This window comes from Streptomyces sp. NPDC043738 (assembly GCF_056436545.1).
Window position 1 is genome coordinate 71,488 of the sequence record NZ_JBWKCJ010000023.1, and the last position, 24,008, is coordinate 95,495.

The 24,008-nt window shown below is 72.5% G+C and carries 16 protein-coding genes; 11 read left to right on the plus strand and 5 right to left on the minus strand.

All coding sequences use genetic code 11. From position 1 onward, the window contains the following. Positions 1–100 precede the first annotated feature (100 nt). Positions 101–559 (plus strand): RrF2 family transcriptional regulator, encoded by a 459-nt coding sequence (locus tag AC0680_RS26750; protein ID WP_478633338.1) that lies wholly within the window; start codon positions 101–103, stop codon positions 557–559. Positions 560–781: 222 nt separating this feature from the next. Then, complete coding sequence (locus AC0680_RS26755) at positions 782–2,059, plus strand: acyl-CoA dehydrogenase family protein (RefSeq protein WP_478633339.1); 1,278 nt, start codon at positions 782–784, stop codon at positions 2,057–2,059. 51 nt (positions 2,060–2,110) lie between these two features. Here the strand turns inward: AC0680_RS26755 and AC0680_RS26760 are convergent, their stop codons facing one another. Beyond that, the gene (locus tag AC0680_RS26760) at positions 2,111–3,223 is read right to left on the minus strand and encodes a CapA family protein (protein WP_478633341.1); all 1,113 of its coding nucleotides are present in this window, start codon (positions 3,221–3,223) and stop codon (positions 2,111–2,113) included. A gap of 137 nt (positions 3,224–3,360) precedes the next feature. Between AC0680_RS26760 and AC0680_RS26765 the strand changes: the two genes are divergently transcribed. After that, entirely contained in the window at positions 3,361–3,645 is a 285-nt protein-coding gene (locus AC0680_RS26765) for a hypothetical protein (protein ID WP_478633344.1), read from the plus strand. Between the two features lie 152 nt (positions 3,646–3,797). Then, the gene (locus AC0680_RS26770) at positions 3,798–5,468 is read left to right on the plus strand and encodes an FAD-binding oxidoreductase (protein ID WP_478633346.1); all 1,671 of its coding nucleotides are present in this window, start codon (positions 3,798–3,800) and stop codon (positions 5,466–5,468) included. Positions 5,469–5,505: 37 nt separating this feature from the next. Here AC0680_RS26770 and AC0680_RS26775 read toward each other — a convergent pair whose 3' ends face one another. Further along, entirely contained in the window at positions 5,506–7,476 is a 1,971-nt protein-coding gene (locus tag AC0680_RS26775) for an APC family permease (protein WP_478633349.1), read from the minus strand. Positions 7,477–7,716: 240 nt separating this feature from the next. Between AC0680_RS26775 and AC0680_RS26780 the strand changes: the two genes are divergently transcribed. From AC0680_RS26780 to AC0680_RS26795, 4 genes are all read left to right on the plus strand, one after another. Beyond that, positions 7,717–10,002: a SpoIIE family protein phosphatase gene (locus tag AC0680_RS26780; RefSeq protein ID WP_478633352.1), complete on the plus strand. Its 2,286-nt coding sequence runs from the start codon at positions 7,717–7,719 to the stop codon at positions 10,000–10,002. A 93-nt stretch (positions 10,003–10,095) separates the two neighbouring features. Next, positions 10,096–11,283, plus strand: coding sequence for a MalY/PatB family protein (locus AC0680_RS26785; RefSeq protein ID WP_478633355.1), 1,188 nt, complete (start codon positions 10,096–10,098; stop codon positions 11,281–11,283). Between the two features lie 156 nt (positions 11,284–11,439). Further along, on the plus strand, positions 11,440–12,711 hold the full coding sequence (locus AC0680_RS26790) for a VWA domain-containing protein (RefSeq protein WP_478633357.1): 1,272 nt from the start codon (positions 11,440–11,442) through the stop codon (positions 12,709–12,711). After that, a complete protein-coding gene (locus tag AC0680_RS26795; RefSeq protein WP_478633359.1) occupies positions 12,711–13,541 on the plus strand; it encodes a hypothetical protein in 831 nt (276 codons plus the stop codon). The genes AC0680_RS26790 and AC0680_RS26795 overlap by 1 nt, the downstream gene beginning before the upstream one ends. Before the next feature lie 129 nt (positions 13,542–13,670). Here the strand turns inward: AC0680_RS26795 and AC0680_RS26800 are convergent, their stop codons facing one another. Together AC0680_RS26800 and AC0680_RS26805 are read right to left on the minus strand one after the other, a co-directional pair. After that, a complete protein-coding gene (locus AC0680_RS26800; RefSeq protein ID WP_478633474.1) occupies positions 13,671–14,882 on the minus strand; it encodes a PP2C family protein-serine/threonine phosphatase in 1,212 nt (403 codons plus the stop codon). Positions 14,883–15,050: 168 nt separating this feature from the next. Then, positions 15,051–15,884: an undecaprenyl-diphosphate phosphatase gene (locus AC0680_RS26805; protein WP_478633362.1), complete on the minus strand. Its 834-nt coding sequence runs from the start codon at positions 15,882–15,884 to the stop codon at positions 15,051–15,053. 347 nt (positions 15,885–16,231) lie between these two features. Here AC0680_RS26805 and AC0680_RS26810 point away from each other — a divergent pair, with 347 nt between their 5' ends. Together AC0680_RS26810 and AC0680_RS26815 are read left to right on the plus strand one after the other, a co-directional pair. After that, entirely contained in the window at positions 16,232–17,863 is a 1,632-nt protein-coding gene (locus tag AC0680_RS26810; protein ID WP_478633363.1) for a PucR family transcriptional regulator, read from the plus strand. A 166-nt stretch (positions 17,864–18,029) separates the two neighbouring features. Continuing rightward, on the plus strand, positions 18,030–20,501 hold the full coding sequence (locus tag AC0680_RS26815) for a SpoIIE family protein phosphatase (protein WP_478633365.1): 2,472 nt from the start codon (positions 18,030–18,032) through the stop codon (positions 20,499–20,501). A 6-nt stretch (positions 20,502–20,507) separates the two neighbouring features. Here AC0680_RS26815 and AC0680_RS26820 read toward each other — a convergent pair whose 3' ends face one another. Then, positions 20,508–21,923, minus strand: coding sequence for an NAD-binding protein (locus tag AC0680_RS26820; protein WP_478633368.1), 1,416 nt, complete (start codon positions 21,921–21,923; stop codon positions 20,508–20,510). A gap of 498 nt (positions 21,924–22,421) precedes the next feature. On the opposite strand from AC0680_RS26820, the gene AC0680_RS26825 reads away from it, so the two are divergent. Beyond that, positions 22,422–23,882 carry an amino acid permease gene (locus tag AC0680_RS26825; RefSeq protein WP_478633369.1) on the plus strand — a complete coding sequence of 487 codons (1,461 nt, stop codon included), beginning with the start codon at positions 22,422–22,424 and terminating at the stop codon, positions 23,880–23,882. Positions 23,883–24,008 lie beyond the last annotated feature (126 nt).

The following is a 24,008-nucleotide window of genomic DNA, read 5'->3' on the forward strand; positions in this document are numbered from 1 at the left end:
GAGCCGCCGTCGAGCCGCGTCAAGGGGGCTGCGGCCGGGCCTGCGACCGGGGCGGCCGCCGCGGCGAGAGCCCGCACCGCCGCTGCGGAATAATGCAGGCATGCGGATTTCAGCCAGAGCGGACTATGCGGTGCGCGCCGCGCTGCAACTCGCTGACGCCCGGGACGCGGGGCCGCTCAAGGCGGAGGCCATCGCCGACGCCCAGGACATTCCGCACAAGTTCCTCGAAGGCATCCTGAACGACATGCGCCGGGGCGGACTGGTCCTCAGTCAGCGCGGCGGCAACGGGGGCTATCGGCTGGCCCGGTCCGCGGAGGCCATCAGCATCGCGGACGTGATCCGCGTCGTGGACGGACCGCTGGTGTCCGTACGCGGGGTCCGCCCGCCGGAGTTGTCCTACACCGGCCCGGCCGAGTCGCTGCTGCCACTGTGGATCGCGCTGCGCGCCAACGTCCGCCAGATCCTGGACGGGGTGTCCCTGGCCGACGTCGCCTCGGCCGAACTGCCCAACCCGGTCTCGGCGCTGGCCGAGGACCCCGACTCCTGGACGAACCCCTAGGAGCGCCACCACCTCCGGGGAACCTCCCGCACCGCCCCTCAAGGAGCGCCCCCACCACGGGAAACGCCCTGCGGACCGTCCAGGCCGTCCAGACTGCAAGACGCCACTGTCCACACCTTGAACGGCCCTTGCTGCGCGCGGAGTCCGGACGCATCCTATTCCCTATCAATCCAGTGGGAAAACTAGGGAAACTGGATCGGAGAGGGGACGGTGAACGGCGTCATGTCGAAGAGGTCCGCAGCGTGTCCCGCCGCCCCGCCGGCCAACGACCCTTCGGAGGACGGGATATGGCCGCTGGTCGCCCGTGAGGTGGCGGACGATCTCGCCGTCGACGCGCTCCTCCGCGACCGCGCGGGCAAGCCGCCGTTCGACGAGATCCAGCGGGTGCGCGAAGCCGGCCTGCCGGCCCTGCTGATGCCGCCCGGCTCCCCGTGGGGCACCGATCTGCGGACCGCCTGCGCGGTCATCCGTGAGATCGCGGCGGCCGACGGCTCCATCGGCGAACTCCTCGGCCGGCACTACGCCCTGTCGTGGAGCGCCCGGTTCTTCGGCACCCCGGAGCGGGCCGCCGCACTAGAGCTCCGGGCGGCCGAGGAGCAGTGGCTCTGGGGCGGGGACACCGGTGTTCCGGGGACGGAGGCGGACACGGGGACGGAGACCGGCCCGGAGCTGACGCTGACACCGACGTCCGACGGGTATCTCCTCAACGGCCACCGGGCGTTCTCCGCGGGTGTCGCCGTCGCCGACCGGCTGGTGCTCGGCGCGGTGTGCACCGAGACCGGTGAGTCGCTGATGGTGCTCGTGGACCCCGACCACCCCGGAGTGACGGCCGATCCGTCGCACGACCGTCTGGGGCAGCGGCTGACCGGAGCGGGCAGCATCGGCTTCGACGGCGTCCCGGTGTCGTCCCCGGACCAGGTGCTGGGTGCCGTCCCGCGCGACGAGCACGACGTCTCCCCCTTCGCCGCGCTCGCCCCACTGGCGCTCCGGCTCGCCCTGGTGCACGTCGGCCTGGGGATCGCCGAAGGAGCGCTGGCCGAGGCGCGGGACTTCAGTCGCGCCGCGCCGCGCACCTGGCCACCCTCGGGTCCCGACAGCGGCACGTACGAGGGACTGCCGGACGGGGATCCGTACCTCCTGCTCGCCTACGGGGAGCTGGTGGCCGCCGCGCACACCGCGGCGGCGGTGGTGGAACCGGCGACGGAGGCCCTGGCGAGGGGCCTTGTGGCCGGGCGCGAACTCGGCGTCGAAGCGCGCGCCGACATCGCCGTCCTGGTCGCCGCGGCGGAGGCCGTCACCAGCCGGTCCGCCATGCGCATCACCACCCGGATCCTGGAACTCACCGATGGCGCCGACTCCCCTGCCGACGGCCCCGGGTTCGACAGGTTCTGGCGCAACGCGCGCGTCCTGACGGCGCAGGGCTCTCCCACGCACCGCCTCCGCGACATCGGCGATCACTTTCTGAACGGCACGCACCCGCCTTTGACCCTGCACATCTGATCCCCCGTCCCGGGCTGCGGGAACGCCGGTCGGGGAGGGAGGGTGCGTGCCTCAGGCGGGCCGGAGCGTCAGCGTGCCACCGGGTTCGGATGCGTCGCACGCCTGGAAACCGGTGGCTATCCGGTCGAGGAGCCTGCGCAGCCAGCGGGAGTCCTCGTAGGAGATGTGCCGCAGCCTCATCTGGTGGGCCTGGAGCGGGGTGATCCGTACGTCCTGGAGCCGTCCGGTGTCCGCTTCCACCGACACCAGGTAGAGCAGCCGCAGATCGTCCCGGTAGTGCTCGTAGCCGGTGATGCCCTCGTAGTCGTCGATGAAGTCGCCGCACCCGTGGATCAGGAGCTTGCCCCGGTGCACCTCCAGGCCCCGGGGGTGGTGCGCGGAGTGCCCGTGCACGATGTCCACTCCGCCGTCGAGGAGGGTGTGGGCGAAGGCGGTCTCGGCGCGGGAGACGCCGTAGCTCCAGTTCGGGCCCCAGTGGACCGAGGCCACCACGATGTCCCCCGGTCGCTTCGTCCGCTGGACGCGGACGGCCCACTCCCGGGCGGCGGCCTGGGACGGCCCGGCCACGAACGCGACCCCGCTGCGGCCCTCGTCCGCGGCCCAGGTCCGGGGGATGCCGCTGGAGGGCAGGCCGAAGGAGAAGACCAGGACGCGCCGGCCGCCTTCGACGGGGACGACGGCCGGCCGCCGGGCCGCGTCGGCGTCCATGCCCGCTCCCGCCGTCCGCAGTCCGCCGCCCGCGAGCGTGTCGAGCGTCTCCCGCAGTCCACTGCGGTCGAAGTCCAGGACGTGGTTGTTGGCCAGCACGCAGACATCGGGGCGGGCGGCCGTCAGGCAGGGGAGGTTCGCGGGGTTCATCCGGTAGTGGACTTCCTTTCCGGGGGCGAAGGCGTGGCTTCGCGTGACGCTGGTCTCCAGGTTGATCACGCGCGCGACGGGCGCGGCCTCGTCCAGCACCCCCAGCGCCTCCCCCCACGGCCAGGAGAAGTCGACCGGACGGGGAATGGGGCCGTTCACCGCCTCGGCCAGCGCGACATAGTCGCGGGCGTCGCGGGCATACCCCTCCCGCAGCGCGGGGTCGCCCGGGTGCGGCAGGATCTGGTCGACGCCGCGACCGAGCATCACGTCCCCGCAGAGGAACACCGTGAGCACGTCGCCGCCCATTCCTCCAGGCTAGGACGTGTCCGCCGGGGCGGTAACGGGGCGATACGACTGCCGGGGAAGCCCAGGCGGGCCCCTTCGCTCATCGGCCGCCCGCCCGAGTCCGCAGACCCGCACCGCGCCGGCCGGCCGGAAGCCACGTGCGGACCGTCGGTGCGGCGTTCACGGACGAGCGCTGGCACGCCATGGCGGCCGGATCGCCGTGCGCGGACGCCCGGTGTCTGGTCGCGTTCGACGACCGGGGCAACGCGGTGACGGTGTGGTCGGCCGGGCCGGGCAGGCCCGGATGGCTCGAACCCCTGGGCGGGCACCGGGAGCATCGCCGTCACGGCTACGGCGAGGCGATCGCCGTAGCCGTGACGCAACGCCCAGCTGGATCGCTCCCAGTGATCGCGCCACCGGCCACACCGGTCGTCGCTCCCTGACGCAGGGGCGCGGCCGTCAACCCAGGACACGCGGAGGGACACGTTCCGGGCATTTGCATCCCCACGATGGTCACGGATAGTAGTCAGTGATTACGCAGAGCTGCCGTTCGAGGTGGTCGTACGGCGCCATCGCTCCATCGCAGGGAGAGCACATGACCGTTTACCAGACCAAGGCCGGAACCGAGTGCGGTACGGAGGTGGGGCCGGGCGACGCCCGCTACGCGGCCCTGCGGCGCGGCTTCAACCAGCGCTTCATCGCAAGCCCTGACTATGTGTCGGTGATCAGCTCGACGGACGAGGCCGTCGCCGCGCTCAACAAGTACCTGGCGAGCCACCGCCCCGACGAGAGCCTCGCCCGGCGCATCACGGTCCGTTCGGGCGGCCACTGCTACGAGAACTTCGTCTGCGGCGACGACGTCGGGGTGATCCTGGACCTCGGGCAGATGGACCGGGCCTATCTCGACCAGGAGATGGGTGCGTACTGCGTCGAGGCCGGCGCGAACAACTGGCATGTCGCCACCCACCTCTACGCGCCGTTCGGCGTCGCCCTCCCCGGCGGGTCGTGCTACTCGGTCGGCGCCGGCGGCCATGTGTCGGGCGGCGGATACGGACTGCTGTCCCGGCAGCACGGTCTGACGGTGGACTACCTGTACGCGGTGGAGGTCGTCGTCGTCCGCGACGGCCAGCATGCGGAGGTCGTGGTGGCCCGCCGGGACTCCCCCGACGAGCGGCTGCGAGACCTGTGGTGGGCGCACACCGGCGGGGGCGGCGGCAACTTCGGTGTGGTCACCCGCTACTGGTTCAAGGGACTGCCCAAGCCCCCGGGCGAAGTCCTGCTGCACGCCGTCGCCTGGCCCTGGGACAAGCTCAGGAAGAAGCCGGAGCGCTTCAAGTCGCTGGTGCGCAATTACGGGCTGTTCTTCGAGTACGAGAACACCCGGCAGCTGCCGAAGTCCCTCCGCGGCGACTTCACCGACATGTTCACGCTACTGAAGCTGACCCACCACTCCAACGGCAAGATCGGTCTGATCACCCAGCTCGACGCCACCCGGCCGGACAGCGTCGCGCGGCTGAACGCCTTCCTCGACTGGATCACCAAGGACCTGGGCGTCGACCCCACACCGCTGGACCGGCGGATGGGCGAGCACGCCCCCATGGGCGGGCTGCACGTGCCGACCCGACTGCCCTGGCTCACGGCCACGCAGACCCTCAACGGCTCCGGTGACAACCAGTGCGGCAAGTACAAGTCGGCGTATATGACACGTGGTTTCACCGAGGCGCAGCTCACCGCCATCTACGGCGCGCTGACCCGCGACGACGGCTACAAGAATCCGCAGGCGCTGCTCCAGGTCGACTCCTACGGTGGCGCGATCAACCTCCCCGACAGCCGGGACACCGCGGTCTACCAGCGCAGCTCCGTGCTGAAGCTGCAGTACCAGACCTACTGGAGCTGGAAGCGGGACTCCAACAAGGACGGTGTCGCCGACCACCACGACGCCGAGATCGACCCCTCGATCGCCGCGCCGCACCTGCGCTGGATCCGGGAGTTCTACCGCGATGTCTACAAGGACACCGGTGGAGTGCCGGTTCTGGCGCCGACCGAGCCCCCGGTCGAAGGGAAGCCGGCGCCGGTGACGGACGGGTGCTACATCAACTACCCCGACACCGACCTCGACGACCCCGATTGGAACACCTCGGGCCAGCCCTCGCACCGCCTCTACTACGGCGACGACAACTACCGGCGGCTGCAGGAGGCCAAGGAGTACTGGGACCCGCGCAACGTCTTCCGGCACGCCCAGTCCGTCCAGCCCTTCACCCGGTGATCCGGTGACCGGGACCGCCGTGCGCGCGGGCTCGTGCTCAGCCGACGTGGACGCGTGGGCGGCGGGAGCGGTCGGGTTCGGCTTCGCGGAGGACCTCGCGGGTGACGGGCGCGACCTCGCCCTGGCCGAAGAGGAAGAAGCGCAGCAGCTGGGCGAAGGGGTTGCCTTCGGTCCACTCGAAGTAGATGTGCGGCCGCTCCCCGGTTTCGTCGCGTACGTGCAGCAGCAGCGCGGCCAGGGCGTTGGAGACGGTGGAGCTCTCCAGGCAGAGCACGCGGTAGCGGCCGTGCAGCACTTCCCCGCGCACCCGCAGTTCGCTCTCGAATTCGGAAGGGTCTCCGATGGTGACCTCGACGAAGACGAAGTCGTCGTCGGCCGGCAGGTCGTTGTCGGTGCGGATCTGCTGGAGCTTGTCGCGGTATTCGGCCAGATCGCGCTGGTCGGGTTCGTTGGCGATGAAGCGGATCTTGCGGTGGGCGATGTCGCGGACGAACCGCTCGGCCGTCTCGTCGAGCAGGACGCTGGTCACCCGCAGTTCGAAGGCCCGGGCGAGGCGGGAGAGGAACGAGATGAGCATGATGCCGGCGATGAAGCAGGCACCGATCTTCACACCGTCCGGCCGCTCGATGACGTTGTCCACGGTGGTGTAGAGGAACACCACGGAGATGACGGCGAAGCCGATCGTCCAGCCGCGCTCGCGGGCCCGCCGCGCGGCGATGGTCACGGCGATCGCCGCGGAGCTGATCAGGACCAGGACGCCGGTGGCGTAGGCGCCGCCCTGGGCGTCGACATCGGCGTTGAAGATCCAGGTCACCAGGAACGCCACGAGGGTGAACACCAGCACCATCGGGCGTACGGCTCGCGCCCAGTGGGGTGCCATGCCGTAGCGCGGCAGGTACTGCGGCATCAGGTTCAGCAGTCCGGCCATGGCCGAGGCGCCGGCGAACCACAGGATCGTGATGGTGGAGATGTCATAGACGGTGCCGAAGGCCGAGCCCAGGTACTCATGGGCCAGGTAGGCCAGCGCGCGCCCATTGGCCTCTCCACCGGGCTGGAACGCCTCCGCGGGGATGAGCAGGGTGGTGATGAAGCTGGTGAGGATCAGGAAGACGCTCATGATCACGGCGGCGGTGGTGAGCAGCTTCCTCGCGCCCCGGATCCGCCCGGTGGGCCGGGCCTCGGTGTCACCGGGCTCGCCCTCGATGTGCGGCATCACCGCCACACCGGTCTCGAAGCCGGACAGGCCCAGCGCCAGCTTCGGAAAGACCAGCAGCGCCACCCCGACCATGGCCGGCGCGCTGCCGTGCTCGGTGGTCAGCAGATGGGACCAGTCGGGAATGACGTGCGCCGCGGTCACCACATGCCACAGCCCGGCGACGACCACGACGGCGTTGAGGGCGAGGTAGAGGCCGACCAGCACGACCGCCACCCCGATCGCCTCCAGGAACCCCTTGAGGAAGACCGCGCCCAGCAGGGCGACCAGGATCAGCGTGATGACCATCTGCTGGTTGTGCAGGGCGCTGCTGACGTGCGGGTTCTCCACGAGGTGGGTGGCGGCGTCGGCCGCCGACAGGGTGATGGTGATCAGGAAGTCGGTGGCGGCGAACCCCAGCAGCGTCAGCACGAACAGTTTGCCCTTCCAGAAGGACAGCAGCCGCTCCAGCATCGCGATCGAGCCCTGGCCGTGCGGGCTCTCCTTGGCCACCCGCCGGTAGACCGGCAGCGCGCCGGCGAGCGTCACGACGACCAGGACGATGGTGGCGATCGGCGACAGCGCCCCGGCGGCCAGGGCGGCGATGCCCGGCTGATAGCCGAGGGTGGAGAAGTAGTCCACACCGGTCAGGCACATCACCCGCCACCACCGCTGTCCCTTGTGGGCACTCTGCGGCCCGGCGTGCGGACCGGGGTGGCGCTTGGCCATGTCGACCAGGCCTTCCAGCATCCATGCGCGAAATCGGTGGCGCACCCCGGCCGGGGGAGAAGAGCCCGCGGGGGCGGAAGTGGCCATCATGCGCTCCTGTCGTACCGCTGCCGTCCGTCATCGACGAGACAGCCACGCCGGCGTGGGGATGCCGGGCACCGTCGCCGTGGCCTTCCTCCGTATGCCGCTCAGATGTCACCGACACGCGGGCGCACCTGGCGGACGCGTGCCCGGGCGGTCGGCTCGCTCACATCGGCGTCGCCGTGTGTAAGAGTGAAGAGAGGGCTCGACGGCGCGGTCGGCGAATGCCAGAGAGGGCGGCCTGCGATGTCCATACCGTCGGACCGCCTCGAAGCGGTCACTGCTCGGTCCACGACCGCGTACACGCGGACCGAGGAGTACGAGGACCTGTTCGACCAGGCCCCGGTGATCTTCGCTGCGCTGTGCGGACCGCAGCATGTGCTGGAAGTGGCCAACCCGGCGTTCTTCGAGGTGTTCGGCGGCGAGCGCACCCAGACCGGCGCGCCGGTTGGCGAGCTCTATCCGGAGCTGGGGCCCCAGGGCGTCCTGGACCGTCTCGACGCCGTGTACGCCACCGGTACCGCGTACCGGGCCCGGGGCGGACGGCTGGTGCTCGGTGCGCCAGGGGCGGAGCGGGAGGCGTTCTTCGACTTCACCTACGAGCCCCGGCGGGACGCGGTCGGCCAGGTCGACGGGGTGATCGTGATCGCGGTGGAGACCACCGCGCACCACCACACGCAGTTGCTCGCCGCCGAGCAGCGCATCCTGCTGGAGCAGATCGCGCGTGACGCCCCGCTCCGCGAGATCCTCACCGACATGGCGCGGGCGATCGAGGACCTCTCCCCGGAGCTGATCGTCTCGGTACTCCTCGCCGACCCCGACGGCCGGCATCTGCGGCACGGCACCGGCCCCAGCCTGCCCGACTTCTACAACGAGGCGATCGACGGAGTGGCCACCGGCCCGAACGTGGGCTCGTGCGGCACGGCCGCCTACCTGCGCGCCCCGGTGATCGTCAGCGATATCGCCACCGACCCGCGGTGGGAGGGCTACCAGGACCTGGCGCGCCGGGCCGGCCTCGCGGCGTGCTGGTCCACCCCGATCCTGGGCGCGGACGACGAGCTGCTGGGCACCTTCGCGATGTACCACCGCACCCCCAAGGCCCCCGAGGACAAGGACGTGGCGCTCAGCGCCGCGTTCGCCCGGATCACCGCGCTGGCCATCCAGCGGCACCGCGCCATGGAGGCCGGCCGCGCCGCCCAGGAGCGGGAGAAGGCCGCCCGCGAGGACCTGGCCTTCGTGCTCGACGCCAGCACCGCGATCACGCGCGAGCCGCACTACTTCGACTGCCTGCAGTGCATGGCCCGGCTCACCGTGCCCGCGCTGGCGCCGCTGTGCACCGTCCATGTCGTCGAGGACGGCCGGACCCGGCGCATCGCCGTGGCCTCCGCATGCCGGGCCGCGGAGGAGTACCTCACCTCGCCGGGCATCGCCGGCGAGATCGACCACGCGGTCGCCCGTGTCCTCGCCTCGGGCATCACGGAGACCGACCACCACCGCGCCGTCGCTCCTCCCGGGGAGCCCGATCACTCGGAGACTCCCCTGGCGGAGCCCGACTTCGCCGACGCACCAGCCTCGGATCTCGACAGCCTCGACGCACCCGCCTCGGAGCCCGACGTCACCCGGTACGTCTGCGTGCCGCTGACCACCCGCGGCCGCACCTTCGGCGTGCTGACCCTGGTGGCCACCGACCGGCCCCTGGACTGCCATGTCATCGCCCTGGCCGAGGAGCTCGCCCGCCGGGCGGCCTCCAGCGCCGACAACGCCCACCAGTTCACCGACCGGGTCCGGCTCGCCCGCGATCTGCAGGCCGGTCTGCTGCCGCCCGCGCTGCCCCGGATACCAGGCGCCGATCTCGCGGCGTCCTACCACCCGGCCGGCGAGGGGCTCGACGTGGGCGGCGACTTCTACGACGTCTTCCCGCTGCCCGGCGACCGCTGGGCGTTCATGATCGGCGATGTCTGCGGTCGCGGGGCGGCGGCGGCCACCACCACGGGCATGGTCCGCCACACCGCGCGTGCCGCCGCCCGGCTGCTCACCGACCCGGCCGCCGTGGTCGCGGCCATCAACGACGCGCTCGCCCAGAGCACCACCGAGGACAACTTCGTCTCACTCGTCTACGGCGAACTGCGGCACCACGACTCCCGTCTGACGCTGGATCTGATACGCGCCGGCCATGTCCCCCCGCTCGTACGCCGTGCCGACGGCAGAGTCGAGGAGATCGCCGAGCCGGGCCTGCTGCTGGGCATCGCCCCGGACTTCGACGGGTCCCCCTGCCGGGTCGACCTCTGTCCGGGAGACAGCCTGGTGCTGGTCACCGACGGCATCACCGAAGCCCGCGCCACCGACGGGGACTTCTTCGACGAACACCGCCTCGCCGACGCCCTCGCCGCGGTCCGCTGCCGCACGACACTCCGCGGCCGCACCTCCCCCACGGCCGCCACGCTCATCGAGGCCGTCACGGCCGCGGTCACCGCGTTCGCGGGCGACTCCACACCCGACGACCAGGCCGCGCTGGTTGTCACGGCCACCTGAACACGGCCGCCTGAACTCCGCACGCCGAACTCCTCGCGGTCGGCCGCACCAGGCCGCATGGACCGACCAGCCACGCACGCCTATTTTGGCCTCATGGGGCGAAGAGCGCCGACACCATCCGACGACCCGGACCACACCGATCCGCTGCGCCGGCTCTCCCTCGACGAGCTGCGCCGGCGTACCAGCCTGAAGTGGCGCACCCATCCGGCCGACGTGCTGCCCCTGTGGGTGGCGGAGATGGATGTGCCGCTGGCCGCACCGGTCGTGCGGGCGATCACGGACGCGGTCGGGCTCGGCGACACCGGCTACCCGGCGGGGACTGCGTACGCCGAGGCACTGGCCGGCTTCGCCCGCCGGCGCTGGGGTTGGCACGGGCTCGCCGTACCGCGGACGACGATCGTGCCCGACGTCATGCTGGGCATCGTCGAGGTCCTGAAGGTGGTGACCCGCGCCGGCGATCCGGTGATCGTCAACTGCCCGGTGTATCCGCCGTTCTACCAGTTCGTGGCGCATATGGACCGGCGCGTGGTGGAGGCGCCGCTGGGACCGGATCTGCGGGTCGACCTCGCCGCGCTGGAGGGTGCGTTCCGGCAGGCCGCAGCGGAGGGGTCCCGGGCCGCGTATCTGCTGTGCAGCCCGCACAACCCCACCGGCACCGTGCACAGCGCCGAGGAACTGGCCGCCGTCGCGGCACTGGCGGACAGGTACGGCGTACGGGTCGTCGCCGACGAGATCCACGCCCCCGTGGTGGCGCCGGGCACCGCCTTCGTCCCCTACCTGAGCGTGCCCGGGGCGGAGAACGGGCTGTCGTTGATGTCGGCGACCAAGGCCTGGAACCTGGCCGGCCTCAAGGCCGCGCTCGCCGTCGCCGGGCCCGCCGCCGCCGAGGACCTGGCACGCGTACCCGAAGAGGTCGGCCACGGCCCCAGCCACCTCGGCGTCATCGCCCACACCGCCGCACTGCGGGACGGCGGCGGCTGGCTCGACGCGTTGTGCGCCGGCCTCGACGACAACCGGCGGCTGCTGGCCGAACTGCTGGCCGAGCATCTGCCCGCGGTCCGCTACCGCCCCGCCCCCGGGACCTGTCTGGCCTGGCTCGACTGCCGCCGGCTGGGCCTCGGCGACGACCCCGCCGCGGTGTTCCTCGCCCGCGGCAGGGTGGCCCTCAGTCCCGGCCCGGACTTCGGTACCGGCGGTGCCGGCCACGTACGGCTCAATCTGGCGACCTCCCCCGAGGTGCTCACGGAAGCGGTGCGGCGGATGGCCGCCACTCCGGCCTGACGCCACGGCGACGGAGCCGGCGCCGGACTCGCCCGCGCCCGCCGGTCCCTCCGCCCTTCCCCTGGAGCAACCGCCGGCAGACGGTCAACACGCCTGGCCGGGCCCCGGCTTCGGGACCGTTTTGGAGCGGGGTGGTTTTCTCCATACGATCCAGCGATGATCACAAGAAAACGGTTGGCGGTCGGGGTGTGCGGGCTGCTTGCCGCGATGGCCGCCGCCCTTGCGCCCACACCCGCCGTCGCCGATGAGCCGTCCGCCAAGCCGGTACCCAAAGTCGAGTTGACGCTCGATGTCAGCGGCTCGATGCGGGCCCGCGACATCGACGGGCAGAGCCGGATGGCCGCGGCGAAGCAGGCGTTCAACGAGGTGCTGGACGCGGTGCCCGAGGACGTACAGCTCGGCATACGGACCCTCGGCGCCAACTACCGCGGCGAGGACCGCAAGGTCGGCTGCAAGGACACCCGCCAGCTCTACCCGGTCGGTCCGCTGGACCGGACCGAGGCCAAGACCGCGGTGGCGACCCTCACCCCCACCGGCTGGACCCCCATCGGCCCCGCGCTGCTGGGCGCGGCCCAGGACCTCAAGGGCGGTGACGGGACGCGCCGGATCGTGCTCATCACGGACGGCGAGGACACCTGCGCCCCGCTCGACCCCTGCCAGGTGGCCCGTGACATCGCCGCCGAGGGCATCCACCTCACCGTCGACACCCTCGGGCTGCTGCCGGACGCCAAGACCCGCCAGCAGCTGAGCTGCATCGCGGAGGCCACCGGCGGCACCTACACCTCCGTGCAGCACACCAAGGAACTCCGCGACCGCGTACACCAGTTGGTGGACCGGGCCGCCGATCCGGTGGTCACCCCGGTGCCCACTGAAGGTGCCCGGCAGTGCGCCACCGCGCCGAAGCTCAAGCCCGGTCTCTACAACGACCGCGAGAAGTTCGCCGAGCACCGCTGGTACCGGGTGGACGTCCGCCCCGGCCAGGAACTGCGCGCGTCGGTGAGCATCGCCGCCGACCGTGCCGTCAACAACGACTACGGGGTCCTGCTGCGGGCCTCGACCGTGCACGGCCGGGAGATCGTCCGCGGCGCGGAGGCCGGCGACGGCCGTACGGACGTGATCTCCTCCGGGCTGCGCTACCCCAAGTCGCCGCTCACCGACGGCGACGACGACAAGCCGGCGGCGGAGACGGTCTGCCTGCAGGTCAGCAACTCCTTCTCGGCGCCCGCATCGGTCAAGACCGACCCCGGCCTGCCGATGGAGCTGTCCATCGACCTGGTGGACGGTCCCAGTGACGCCTCCGACGCGGCCTCCTTCGGCCTCGGCCACGGCTGGTGGCTGCTGGTCTCACTGGCCCTCGCCGGGCTGCTGGCCGGGCTGCTGTGGGGCTGGATCTCCCGTTGGCGCGTGACCGTCTGGAGGACCAACTGATGCGCACCGTACGCCTACTGACCAGCGCCGCGCTGGCCGGCGCGAGCCTCCTCGGCCTGGCGGGAGCCGCCGTCGCCGACAGCCCCACGCCGACTCCGAGCGCGAGCGAGAGCGCGGAGACGGCCGGTCCGACCGAGGCGGGCACCTCGTTCCGCACGGCGACCGCCATCAAGCCGGACCAGCCGGCGACGGCCGACGCCTCCACCGGCGACTACCTCTACTGGGTGCTGCCCGTGGACGCCGAACAGCGCGCCACGGTCAAGGCCAAGGTGACGCTGCCGGCGGCCGCCGCCCGGCACGGCGCGGCCACCTGGCAGCTCGACGTGTACGACGGGCTGCGGCGCCGCCAGGCGTGTGTGTACGGCACCCGGACCAGGGCGGCGGCCAAGGACGCCGGATCGGTGGAGCTGTCCTGCACGCTGCGTACGGTGCGCGGCTGGGCGGAGCCCTGGGCGAACGATCCGCTGCCGGGCAGCTACTACGTACGCCTGACGGTCGCCGATCTTGCGCAGGAGGACCTGGGGCTTCCGGTGCACGCCGAGGTCGAGGCGTCCGTTGCCGACCAGGGCGGCGCGCACGCGGTGGACGGCAGGCTCGCGGCGCCCCTGGTGCCGGGTGCCGCGGCCGCGGCGTCGAAGGACGACGAGGACGCCTCGTCCCCGCGGCCCGCGGCGCTGCGTGAGCCGGACGGCGGCTGGTCCTCCGGACGGTGGTCCGACCGCTGGATCTGGACCGCTGCGGGCGGAGCGCTCGCCGCGCTCGCGGGCATCGCCGGCTATCGCGCCACCCGGGGACGGGGCCGCCCGTCCCGGGTCCCACCGAGCGCCTGACCCGGCGCAGCCCCAGGGGCGGCCATGGCCCGGTGCCGTGGCCGCCCCTTCGGCTTCCGCCTCCAGGGCGGAGCGGGCAGATGCATGATGCGGCGTCAGGAAGTGGGCGCGGCGCCAGGAGGCGGTGACTCATGCCTCGGGGTCGGTCTCCGGCCCGGGGTGCCGGCGCAGCCGTGCGGCGAGGACGGCGACATCGTCCTCGGCGTGCAGTCCGTCGAGGCGGAGCAGGACCTCGTCGAGCAGCTCCGCCACGCCGGCCCGTGCGGGCAGCCGCAGTCGGGCCAGCCGGGCCAGGGAGTCGTCGATGTCCTCACCGCGGCGCTCGATGAGGCCGTCGGTGAACATCAGCAGGGTGTCGTCCGGTGTGAGGGTGCGGGTGATCAGCTCATAGCCGCCCACGCCGGTGCCCAGGGGCGGGCCGACGGGGACGCGCACCAGGTCGGCGCCGCCGTCGCCGCGGAAGACCACCGGGGGGAGATGGCCGGCGCTGGCGAAGCCGGCGAGCCCGCGCGCCGGGTCCACCCGGGCGAGCAGACAGGTCGCCGGACGGCGGGCCTCGTCCTGGGCAACGGCCGCGTCGAGCTGACGCAGCACGCGGTGCGGCGGCAGGTCCGTCGAGGCGACATAGCGCAGGTGGGAGCGGTAGGCGTTCATGTCGACGGCGGCGTCGAGCCCGTGCCCCATGACGTCGCCCATGACCAGCAGGGTGCGCCCGTAGTGGAGCCGCACCGTCTCGAACCAGTCGCCGCCGACCAGGGCGCTGGTGCCGGACGGGAGGTAGCGGGTGGCGAGCTCCAGGTTGGGGTGCGGCCGGCCCGGCTCGGCGAGCAGCGCCCGTTGCAGGTCCATCGCGGTGCGCTGCGCCGAGGCGTAGCGGCGGGCGTGCGCGAGATGGACGGCCGCCAGGCGGGCCGCGTACTGCATGGTGGCGGTCTCGTGCTCGGTGAAGCCGCCGCCCGCGCGCAGGGCGAGCAGCACGCCGTAGCGCCGGCCCTGCGCGAGCAGCGGCACCGATACCGCCTCGGCGGACCTGCCCTTCCCCAGGGCGGCGGTGGTGGTAATCGGGCGCCCCTCCTCCAGTGCCCGCGAGGCGGGTGAGCCACCGCCGGGCGCGCCGCCGCCGTCGTCCGACGGCTGCGCTTGGAGCACCCTCACCAGACCCGCCGACGCCACCCGGCGCAGCGCCGGCTCCCGGGACCGGGGCCGGGCCGCCGCGGTGTTCTCGGGGAGGAGGTCCACCGCGGCGGCGTCACACAGGTGCCGGCACACGAACCGCGACAGCTCGGCGCAGATCGTCTGCTCGTCCAAGGTGGTGCCGACGTGCTCGGCGGCTTCCTCCATCACCCGCAGGCGGGCCAGTACGCGTGCGTGATCGGCGTCTGGGCCCGCATCCGAGCCGTCCCGGTTCGACAAGGCCACCTCCAGGGCGCGGCGCCCGCGTCGGGCGGGTGCGTCGGTGATGCACCCATACCACCGGCGAGGCCGCATCCCGGTCCGGCGCGGCGGCCGTCAGTGCAGTACGCCCATGCCCAGCAGCCCGAACAGCAGCGCGCCGACGACGATCCGGTAGAGCACGAAGGAGTTGAAGGAGTGCTTGGCCACGAACTTCAGCAGCCAGGCGATCGAGGCGTAGGCGACGAGGAAGGAGACGACGGTGCCGATGGCCAGCGGAGCGACGGCCGCGCCGCTGCCGACCGCGTCCTTCAGCTCGTAGATGCCCGCTCCCGTGAGGGCCGGGATGCCGAGGAAGAAGGACAGGCGGGTGGCCGCGACGCGCTCCAGGTCGAGGATGAGGGCGGTGGACATGGTGGCGCCGGAGCGGGAGAAGCCGGGGAAGAGGAGGGCGAGGATCTGCGAGCAGCCGACCCACATGGCGTCCTTGAGGGAGGTGTCGTCCTCTCCGCGCTTGTGCCGGCCCATCTGGTCCGCCGCCCACATCACGCCGCTGCCGGCGATCAGCGAGCCGGCCACCACCCACAGGGAGGCGAGCGGGCCCTCGATCAGGGGCTTGGCGGCCAGGCCGACGACGACGATCGGGATGGTGGCGAAGACGACCCACCAGGCGAACTTGTAGTCGTGGTGGTAGCGCTCCTCGCGGTCGCGCAGCCCGCGGAACCACGCGCCCACGATGCGCACGATGTCCTTGCCGAAGTAGACCAGTGCCGCGGCGATCGCGCCGACCTGGATGACGGCGGAGAAGCCGACGACGGTCCGGTCGTCGACGGGGATCCCCATCAGCCCCTCGGCGATCTTGAGGTGGCCGGTGGAGGAGACGGGCAGGAACTCCGTCACCCCCTCGATGGCTCCGAGGACGACGGCTTGGCCGATGCTGATCGCGCTCATGGGATCCGTTTCTGGCGACGGGTGGACGGGGGGCGCAGCCACACCTCGGGGCGGAGCGGCGTCCACCGCGCCCCAGACGGTCTACAACACTGTAGACGAAGGAGGACGGTGCGCGGACACCTCCGGCTCCCGGCGGGACGCGCACGGTCCGGTGGGACGCCCACGGCGGCGGGGGCGGGGGCGATCGTCCCGGCGGATAGCATCAGTACTGTTGGCGTGGCTCATTCGCGCGGTTGCGGCTCAGCCTTTGGCCGATCGGCTGCTTGGCGTGACACATCGGGACCGTATGCGCGAGGGCCGGCAGTGAAGTGAGCCCACGCCACCCGAACCCAGCAGAGGCGCCGATCATGGATCCAGCCGCCGCGGCACCGTCACCCCCTACGGGCATCAGTCTGCGCCAGCTGCTCATGGCACTGGGCGACCCCCTGGTCGAGCTGCAGGCCGCGCCCGCCGGGCTGGACGTCGAGATCCGCAGCGTCGCCCTGCTCGACCCCGAGGACCCGCCAATGGCCCGCCCCGGCGAGCTGGTCCTCGCCATCGGCGCCCGGGGCCGCGCCGCGTTCCCCGCGCTGCGGGCGGGCGGACGGGACGGGGCCGGCGCCGTCGCGGTCAAGATGGACACCCCCGGCCAGGCCGCCGCACTGAGCGAGACCGCCGTCGATGCCGGCGTCGCGCTGCTGTCCGTACGCACCGAGGCGCGCTGGGAGCAGGTGGACGCGCTGGCCCGGGCGGCCCTGGAGAGCGCGCCTACGGGGCGCCCCGGCGAGGAGGCCCAGGAAGGGGACCTCTTCGCGCTCGCCCAGACCACCGCCGTCCTCACCGGCGGCATCGTCAGCATCGAGGACACCGCCAACCGCGTGCTGGCCTACTCGCGGTCCACCGACTCCGACGAGGTCGACGACCTGCGGCGGTTGTCCATCCTGGGCTGGCACGGCCCGGAGCAGTACCTTTCACGGCTGCGCGAGTGGGGCGTCTTCCAGCGGCTGCGCGCCTCCGACGACGTGATCAACATCGACGGCCACCCGGAGCTGGGCATCCGCCGCCGGCTCGCGGTGTCCATCCGGTCCGGGGAGCGGCAGCTGGGCATCATCTGGGTCCAGGAGGGGTCGACGCCGCTGACCGAGCAGTCGGACCAGGCACTGGTGGGCGCGGCCCGGGTCGCCGCACACCATCTCGTACGCCGCCGCCGGGAGCTGTCGGCGGACCTGACGCTGACCCATACGCTGGCGGCCGGGCTGCTGGAAGGTACGACGGGGCCGCAGCCGCTGGCGTCCCATCTGGGGCTGGACCCGGCCCGGCCGGCCGCCGTCCTGGGCTTCTCCTACGGCTCCACCGAGGCCACCCCGCCGGAGCTGGCCCGTGCCGAGGTCAGCAACCTCGTCTCGGTCCACACCGCGGCCCGGCACCGCAGCGCGCTGGTCACCCAGGGCGATTCGCGGATCTATGTACTGCTGCCCCAGCTGCCGCGCAGCATCGACCTCGGCATCCTGCGCGGCTGGGGGCAGGAGATCACCGACGCCGCGCGCCGCCACCTGGGGCTGTCGCTGCGCGGCTCGGTCGGCTGCATCGTGCCGGCGCTCGGGGAGGTCCCCGCGTCGCGCCGGGAGGCGGACCGGATACTCGACGCGATGGTGAGCGTCGGATTCGCCACCACCGTCGCCGCACTGCCCGACATCCAGGCGGAGGTGCTCGTCAGCGAGGTGCTGGCGCTGCTCTCCGCGCACCCCGCCATGCGGGACCCCCGGTTGACCGCTCTGGTCGCCCACGACACCCGCCACCAGGGGCAGTTGGCGGAGACCGTCCTGGCCTACCTGAACGCCTTCGGCGATGTGCGGGCCGCGGCCGCCGAGCTGCATGTGCACCCCAACACCCTGCGCTACCGCATCCGCCGGGCCGAGGAGCTGACCGGTCTCGATCTGAGCCGGCCGGACCAGCGGCTGCTGGCCATGCTTCAGCTGCGACTGCCGCCCGCCACCTGATCCGCCGGCGGCCGCTCCCATGGACCGGAGCCGGTGCGACCACCCACCACCCGGGGGGCTCGTAGGCCTCCATGGGGCAGCCCCCGCCACTCCGTCGATCAACCCCCTCGTCCGGGATTCTCCTAAACTGAGCGATATGCCCCATTGAGCTGACGGGCTGGCGATCATGACCTCGGAGAATGCGCTGCCGGGCGGGTCCGGCCGGGCGTGTGACATCGCGAAGGCAGCCACGGCCGAGCTGGACGCGCGGGGTCGGGTCGTCTCCTGGACCCGGGCGGCGGAGCGGCTGCTCGGCTACCCGGCCGAGGAGGTCCTCGACCGCCCGGCGACGCGGCTGCTGGCGTTCCCCGGCGACGAGGAGCGGGTGGCCGCCGTGGCCCGCTGGTGCCGGGCGGGGGACGGCTGGGGCGGCTCCGTGGCGGTGCGCCACCGGGACGGCCGGGAGCTGCGGCTGGCGGTGCAGGTCACCCCCGTGCTCGACGGGGGCGACCGCGAGCGGTGGTCGGTCCTCGCGCTGGAGGAGGGGCGGCTGCCGGGCGGCGGGGTGAACCAGCTGATGCTCGAACCGTTCCTGGCGCATGCGCCGGTCGGCATGGCCGTACTGGACGACGAACTGCGCTACGTCTGGGTGAACGAGGTACTGGAGCGCCTGATCCCCCTGGAGCGCCGGCTGGGGAGAACGGTGGACCAGGTGCTGCCGAGACTGGAGGCCGAGGCGTTCGAGGAACGGATGCGGCGGGTCCTGGCGACCGGCTCACCGGAGATGGACTACGAGTTCCGCAGCCCCACCTACGCGGACCCCACCCAGGAGCGCGCCTACTCGGCGTCCTTCTTCGGGCTGGCGGACCCCCGGGGCGGGCGCATCGGCATCTGGTACATGGTCATCGACGTCACCGAGCGCTGGCGGGCGCAGGACCGGCTCGCGCTGCTGAACGACGCCAGCGTCCGGATCGGCAGCACGCTGGACGTCACCCGGACCGCACAGGAGCTGGCCGACGTCGCGGTGCCGGCGCTCGCCGACTTCGTCGCCGTCGATCTGCTGGACTCCGTCCTCCATGGCGAGGAGCCGAGTCCCGGGCCGGTCGACGACGTTCCCACCATGCGCCGCTCCGGGCAGCAGTCGGTCAACGAGGGCTGCCCGGAGGCGGGACTGGCCGTCGGCGAAGCCGTCCAGCGCTCCCCCTCCTCGCCGATCGCCCGCTGTCTGCTCGCGGGCGAGCCCCTGGTGGAACCGGAGCTGGACTTCGTCCACAGCGCCTGGGTCACCGAGGACCCGGCGCGGGCCGCGGCGATCCGCAGGTTCGGGTTCCGCTCGGTGATGGTGGCGCCGGTGCAGGCCCGCGGCGTCACACTGGGCGCCGCCACCTTCTTCCGCACCCGGCGCCTGGGCCCTTTCGTGCCCGACGACGTACGACTCGCCGAGGAGCTGGTGGCCCGGGCCGCGGTCTGCGTCGACAACGCGCGGCGCTTCACCCGCGAGCGCACCGCGGCCCGGGTGATGCAGCAGAACCTGCTGCCGCACGAGCTGTCCGGAGGCTCCGCGCTGGAGGTGGCGTCGTGGTACTTCCCGGCGGACGCGCCGAGCGGGGTGGGCGGTGACTGGTTCGATGTGATCCCGCTGTCCGGGGCCCGGGTGGCCCTGGTCGTGGGGGACGTGGTCGGGCACGGCATCAACGCCGCGGCGACGATGGGCCGGCTGCGCACCGCCGTCCGCACGCTGGCCAATTTGGACCTGCCGCCCGACGAGCTGCTGGCCCGGCTGGACGACCTGGTCATCGGGCTGGTCAAGACGCACGGCGCAGACCCGGGGGCGGACACCGAGAACGCGAACGTGGCCGCGACCTTCATGGGGGCGACTTGTCTGTACGCCGTGTACGACCCGGTCAGCCGGCACTGCGGCATGGCACGGGCCGGGCACCTCCCGCCCGCGATCGTGGGGCCCGACGGCGCCGTCGACCTCCCCGACCTGCCCGCCGGGCCGCCGCTCGGCCTGGGGACGCTGCCCTTCGAGTCCAGGGAGCTGGAGCTGGCCGAGGGCAGTCTGATCGCCCTCTTCACCAACGGGCTCATCGAGACCTGCGACCCGGACATCGGCGTCGGGATGGACCGGCTGAGCACCGCGCTCACCTCGTCCGGACCGGCGCTGGCGGAGATCGGCCGGACGGTGGTCGAGGCGCTGCTGACCGGTCCCCCGTCCGACGACGCCGCGCTGCTCCTGGCCCGGACCCGCGCGCTGGGCGGGCACCAGGTCGCGTCCTGGGATCTGGCCACCGATCCGGCCGAGGTCGGCAGGGCGCGGTCGCTGGCCGGCCGGCAGCTGTCGGGGTGGGGCCTGGAGGAGCTGGAGTTCACCACCGAGCTGATCGTCAGCGAGCTGGTCACCAACGCCATCCGTCACGGCACCGGGCCGATCACCCTGCGGCTCATCCGGCAGGACGTCCTGATCTGCGAGGTCTTCGACGCCGGCAGCACGGCACCGCATCTGCGCCATGCCCGGACCACCGACGAGGGCGGGCGCGGGCTGTTCATCATCGCGCAGCTCGCCGGGCGCTGGGGCACTCGCTACACCCCGACCGGCAAGGTCATCTGGACCGAGCAGAGCATGCCGGCCGGGGATCAGGGTCTGTCCGATGGGTGACAGCCCCTAAGGCACATCCACGAAGTCCCGCCCGGCCCTCGGGGAGACGACCGGATCGTGCGGACCCGTCCCGGGCACATGGCCGCAGTCGTCCCCCGCCGGGACGGGACGGGCGACCAGGCCGTCCCCGGGCAGGGCCACATAGTCGCAGTCGGTGTCGGCCACGACGTGGCGGGGCGCGGTGCCCGCCGGGCCGGCGGTCAGATGGGCGGTCACATAGGCCGCGCTGGTCCTGGTGATGTCGCGGGTCAGCCCGAGCGGGAGCAGCGAGCGGGTCTCGGCGCTCGCCTCGTCCTCGCCGGCCCGCAGCACCACCCGGACGTCCGGCGCCACCGCGTGGGCGGCGACCGCAACGGCGATGTTGTCCAGCTCGTCGGAGCCGACCGCGGCGAGCGCCCGGGCGCGCCCCAGGCCGAGCCGGGCGAGCACCGCCCGGTCCTCGCCGTGCGCCAGCACCACGGGTATCCCCATGGACCGCGCGAGCCGCAGGTTCGGGGCGGCCGGCTCCCGCTCCACCCCGATCACCGGGACGCCCAGCTGCCGCAGCGTCTGGCACAGCCGCAGCCCCACCTGCCCCAGTCCGACCACGATCACATGGCCGGAACGCGGCAGCACCCGCGGCCCCAGGACGCCGACCAGCCGCGGGCCCAGCATCCGGTCGACGATGCCCGCCGTCAGCACGGCGGTGAACCCCACCGTCACCAGCATCGCCACCCCGGACACCACCTCGTACCCGGGATGGCCCGGGTGCGGCGCGGCCGGCCCGACCCCGGCGACGACCCGGGCGGCCTCCAGGAAGGCGGTGGCGGCCGGCGTGTGGAGGGCGGTGACCAGCCACAGCCAGTCCAGGGCGAGCACGGTCACGATGCCCAGCAGCCCGATGAGCAGCAGGCGGGCGTCCGCGTCGTGCGGCTGCAGGTGTCCGTGCAGCCGGCCGAGCAGGCCCCGCCGGCGGGCGGCCGCGCTCGGCCGCCACGCCGTCTCCACCAGCCGTCCCGCCCGCCGGCGGACCGCCACCGCGCCGCGCCCCTCGGGCCGTACGGCCAGCGTGTCGGCGTCCGCGCACAGACCGGCCAGCGTCGGTGCCAGGAGGTCGGCGGGTGAGACGGTCACGCAGTGGCACAACAGCGACCGGAGCTGCTGGGCCACCGTCCGGTCGAAGACGGTGACGACGATGCGGACGGTGTCGCAGACGTGCCGTACGGCGAGCGCGTAGCGCAGTGCGGCGAGGTCCTCGCCCACCAGGACGGCCACCGCGGACGGCCGGGCGGCGAGCGTCCGTCGCAGGTCCTGGTCGTCCGGTGCGGCGAGGTGGCCGACCGGGCGGCCGGCCTCCCGCAGTGAGGCACAGACCCGGCGGGCCAGCGTCGTGGCCCCGATCACCACGATCGCGCCGGTTTCCGCGTCCCGTTCATCGGGCATTTTGTCCCCCGTCCCGCTGTGGTCGCACAGCACTGGTGGTGTGGGCCCAACTCACGCTAGGGCGCGGGCCGTCGGAGGCATCTGTCCGGTCGGCCAAGTCTTCGCGGGCGCCGTTGTACGGCCGGACCAGCGGCCCGCACCAGGTCGCGAGTCCACACATCGGGCAATGTGCATTGGCCGGTCGCACAGCCATCGGGGACGAATTTGTCGAGCCTCACAAATACGCCACCGCGCACCGCCACATACGCTGACGCAAATCCATATCCGGACGTGATGCGGCTCACCTCTCATAAGGAGGACGGGCAACAGCGCGGAGGCGCGACCAGCGCTCCCCCACCCGCGCGGGCATCCGAAGACCGCGGCCCCGTGCCGCCGCCTTCGAATCCGTCAGGGCCTTGATCGCCACCTGCCAGCACCCGGCCCTTTCGTGCGTCCACTCCGAGGCGATCCCAGCAGGCACCCCGTGCATGACCCCTCCAACCCTCAACGGATGTCGAGATGACTACACCTCCCTCCAGCCACGTGGCCGCACCGCCCGCTCCCCCGGGCAACGGTGGGGCTCCGGGGCAATCAGGACTGCACTCCGGCCTCAAGAACCGCCATCTGTCCATGATCGCCGTCGGTGGGGTCATCGGCGCCGGTCTCTTCGTGGGATCCGCCTCCGGCATCGCCGCGGCCGGCCCCGGCATCCTGCTGTCGTACGCCCTGGTCGGTGCGCTGGTCGTCTTCGTGATGCGGATGCTCGGCGAGATGGCGGCCGCCAACCCGACCTCCGGCTCGTTCTCCGCCTACGCGGACCGGGCGCTGGGCCGCTGGGCGGGCTTCTCCATCGGCTGGCTGTACTGGTTCTTCTGGGTCGTGGTGCTCGCCGTGGAGGCGACCGCCGGTGCGGCGATCCTCACCAGCTGGGTCCCGGCCGTCCCGCAGTGGGCCTGGGCGCTGATCGTGATGGTCGTGCTCACCGCCACCAACCTGGCCTCGGTGGCCTCGTTCGGTGAGTTCGAGTTCTGGTTCGCGGGCATCAAGGTCGTCGCCATCGTCGCGTTCATCGCCCTCGGCGGCCTTGCGATGTTCGGCCTCCTGCCGGGCTCCGACAACCCCGCCTCCGGTTTCGCGAACCTCACCGCGCACGGCGGCTTCCTGCCGAACGGGCCCAGTGCGATCCTCACCGGTGTCCTGATGGTCGTCTTCTCCTTCATGGGCAGCGAGATCGTCACCCTCGCCGCCGGCGAGTCCGAGGACCCGCAGCGCGCGGTCACCAAGGCCACCAAGAGCGTCATCTGGCGGGTCGGCGTCTTCTACCTCGGCTCGATCCTGGTCGTGGTCTCCCTGCTGCCCTGGAACGACCCCTCGATCGCCAAGAAGGGCTCCTACGTCGCGGCCCTGGACTCCATCGGCATCCCGCACGCCGGCCAGTTCATGAACGTCATCGTGCTGACCGCCGTGCTCTCCTGCCTCAACTCCGGCCTCTACACCGCCTCCCGGATGGCGTTCTCGCTCGGACAGCGCGGCGACGCGCCGAAGAGCTTCGCCCGCACCAACTCCCGGGGCGTGCCGCAGGCCGCGATCCTGGTCTCCGTCGTCTTCGGCTTCGTCGCCGTCGGCTTCAACTACCTGTGGCCGGACACGGTCTTCCAGTTCCTGCTGAACTCGTCGGGTGCGGTCGCGCTCTTCGTGTGGCTGGTCATCTGCTTCTCCCAGCTGCGGATGCGCGGCATCATCCTGCGCGAGAACCCGGACAAGCTGGTCGTGCGCATGTGGCTCTTCCCCTACCTGACCTGGGCGACCATCGCGATGATCTCCTTCGTGCTGGTCTACATGCTCACGGACGACAGCCCGGGCGGCGGCCGGATCCAGGTGCTGCTGTCGGTGCTGCTGGCCGTGGTGGTGGTCGCGATCTCCCTGCTCCGCGACCGGCTCGGCCGCAACACCGAGCGGGCGTCCGTGACCTCCCGCTGACCGGACGGGACGCCTCTCACGGGCGGGGGGGGGGCTGGGGCACCGCCGCCCCCCGCTGGGCTTTGCCCCCCTCCCCCCACCCACCAACAACCCCCCCAGGAAGGGCAACGCCGGAACGCCCCTCCT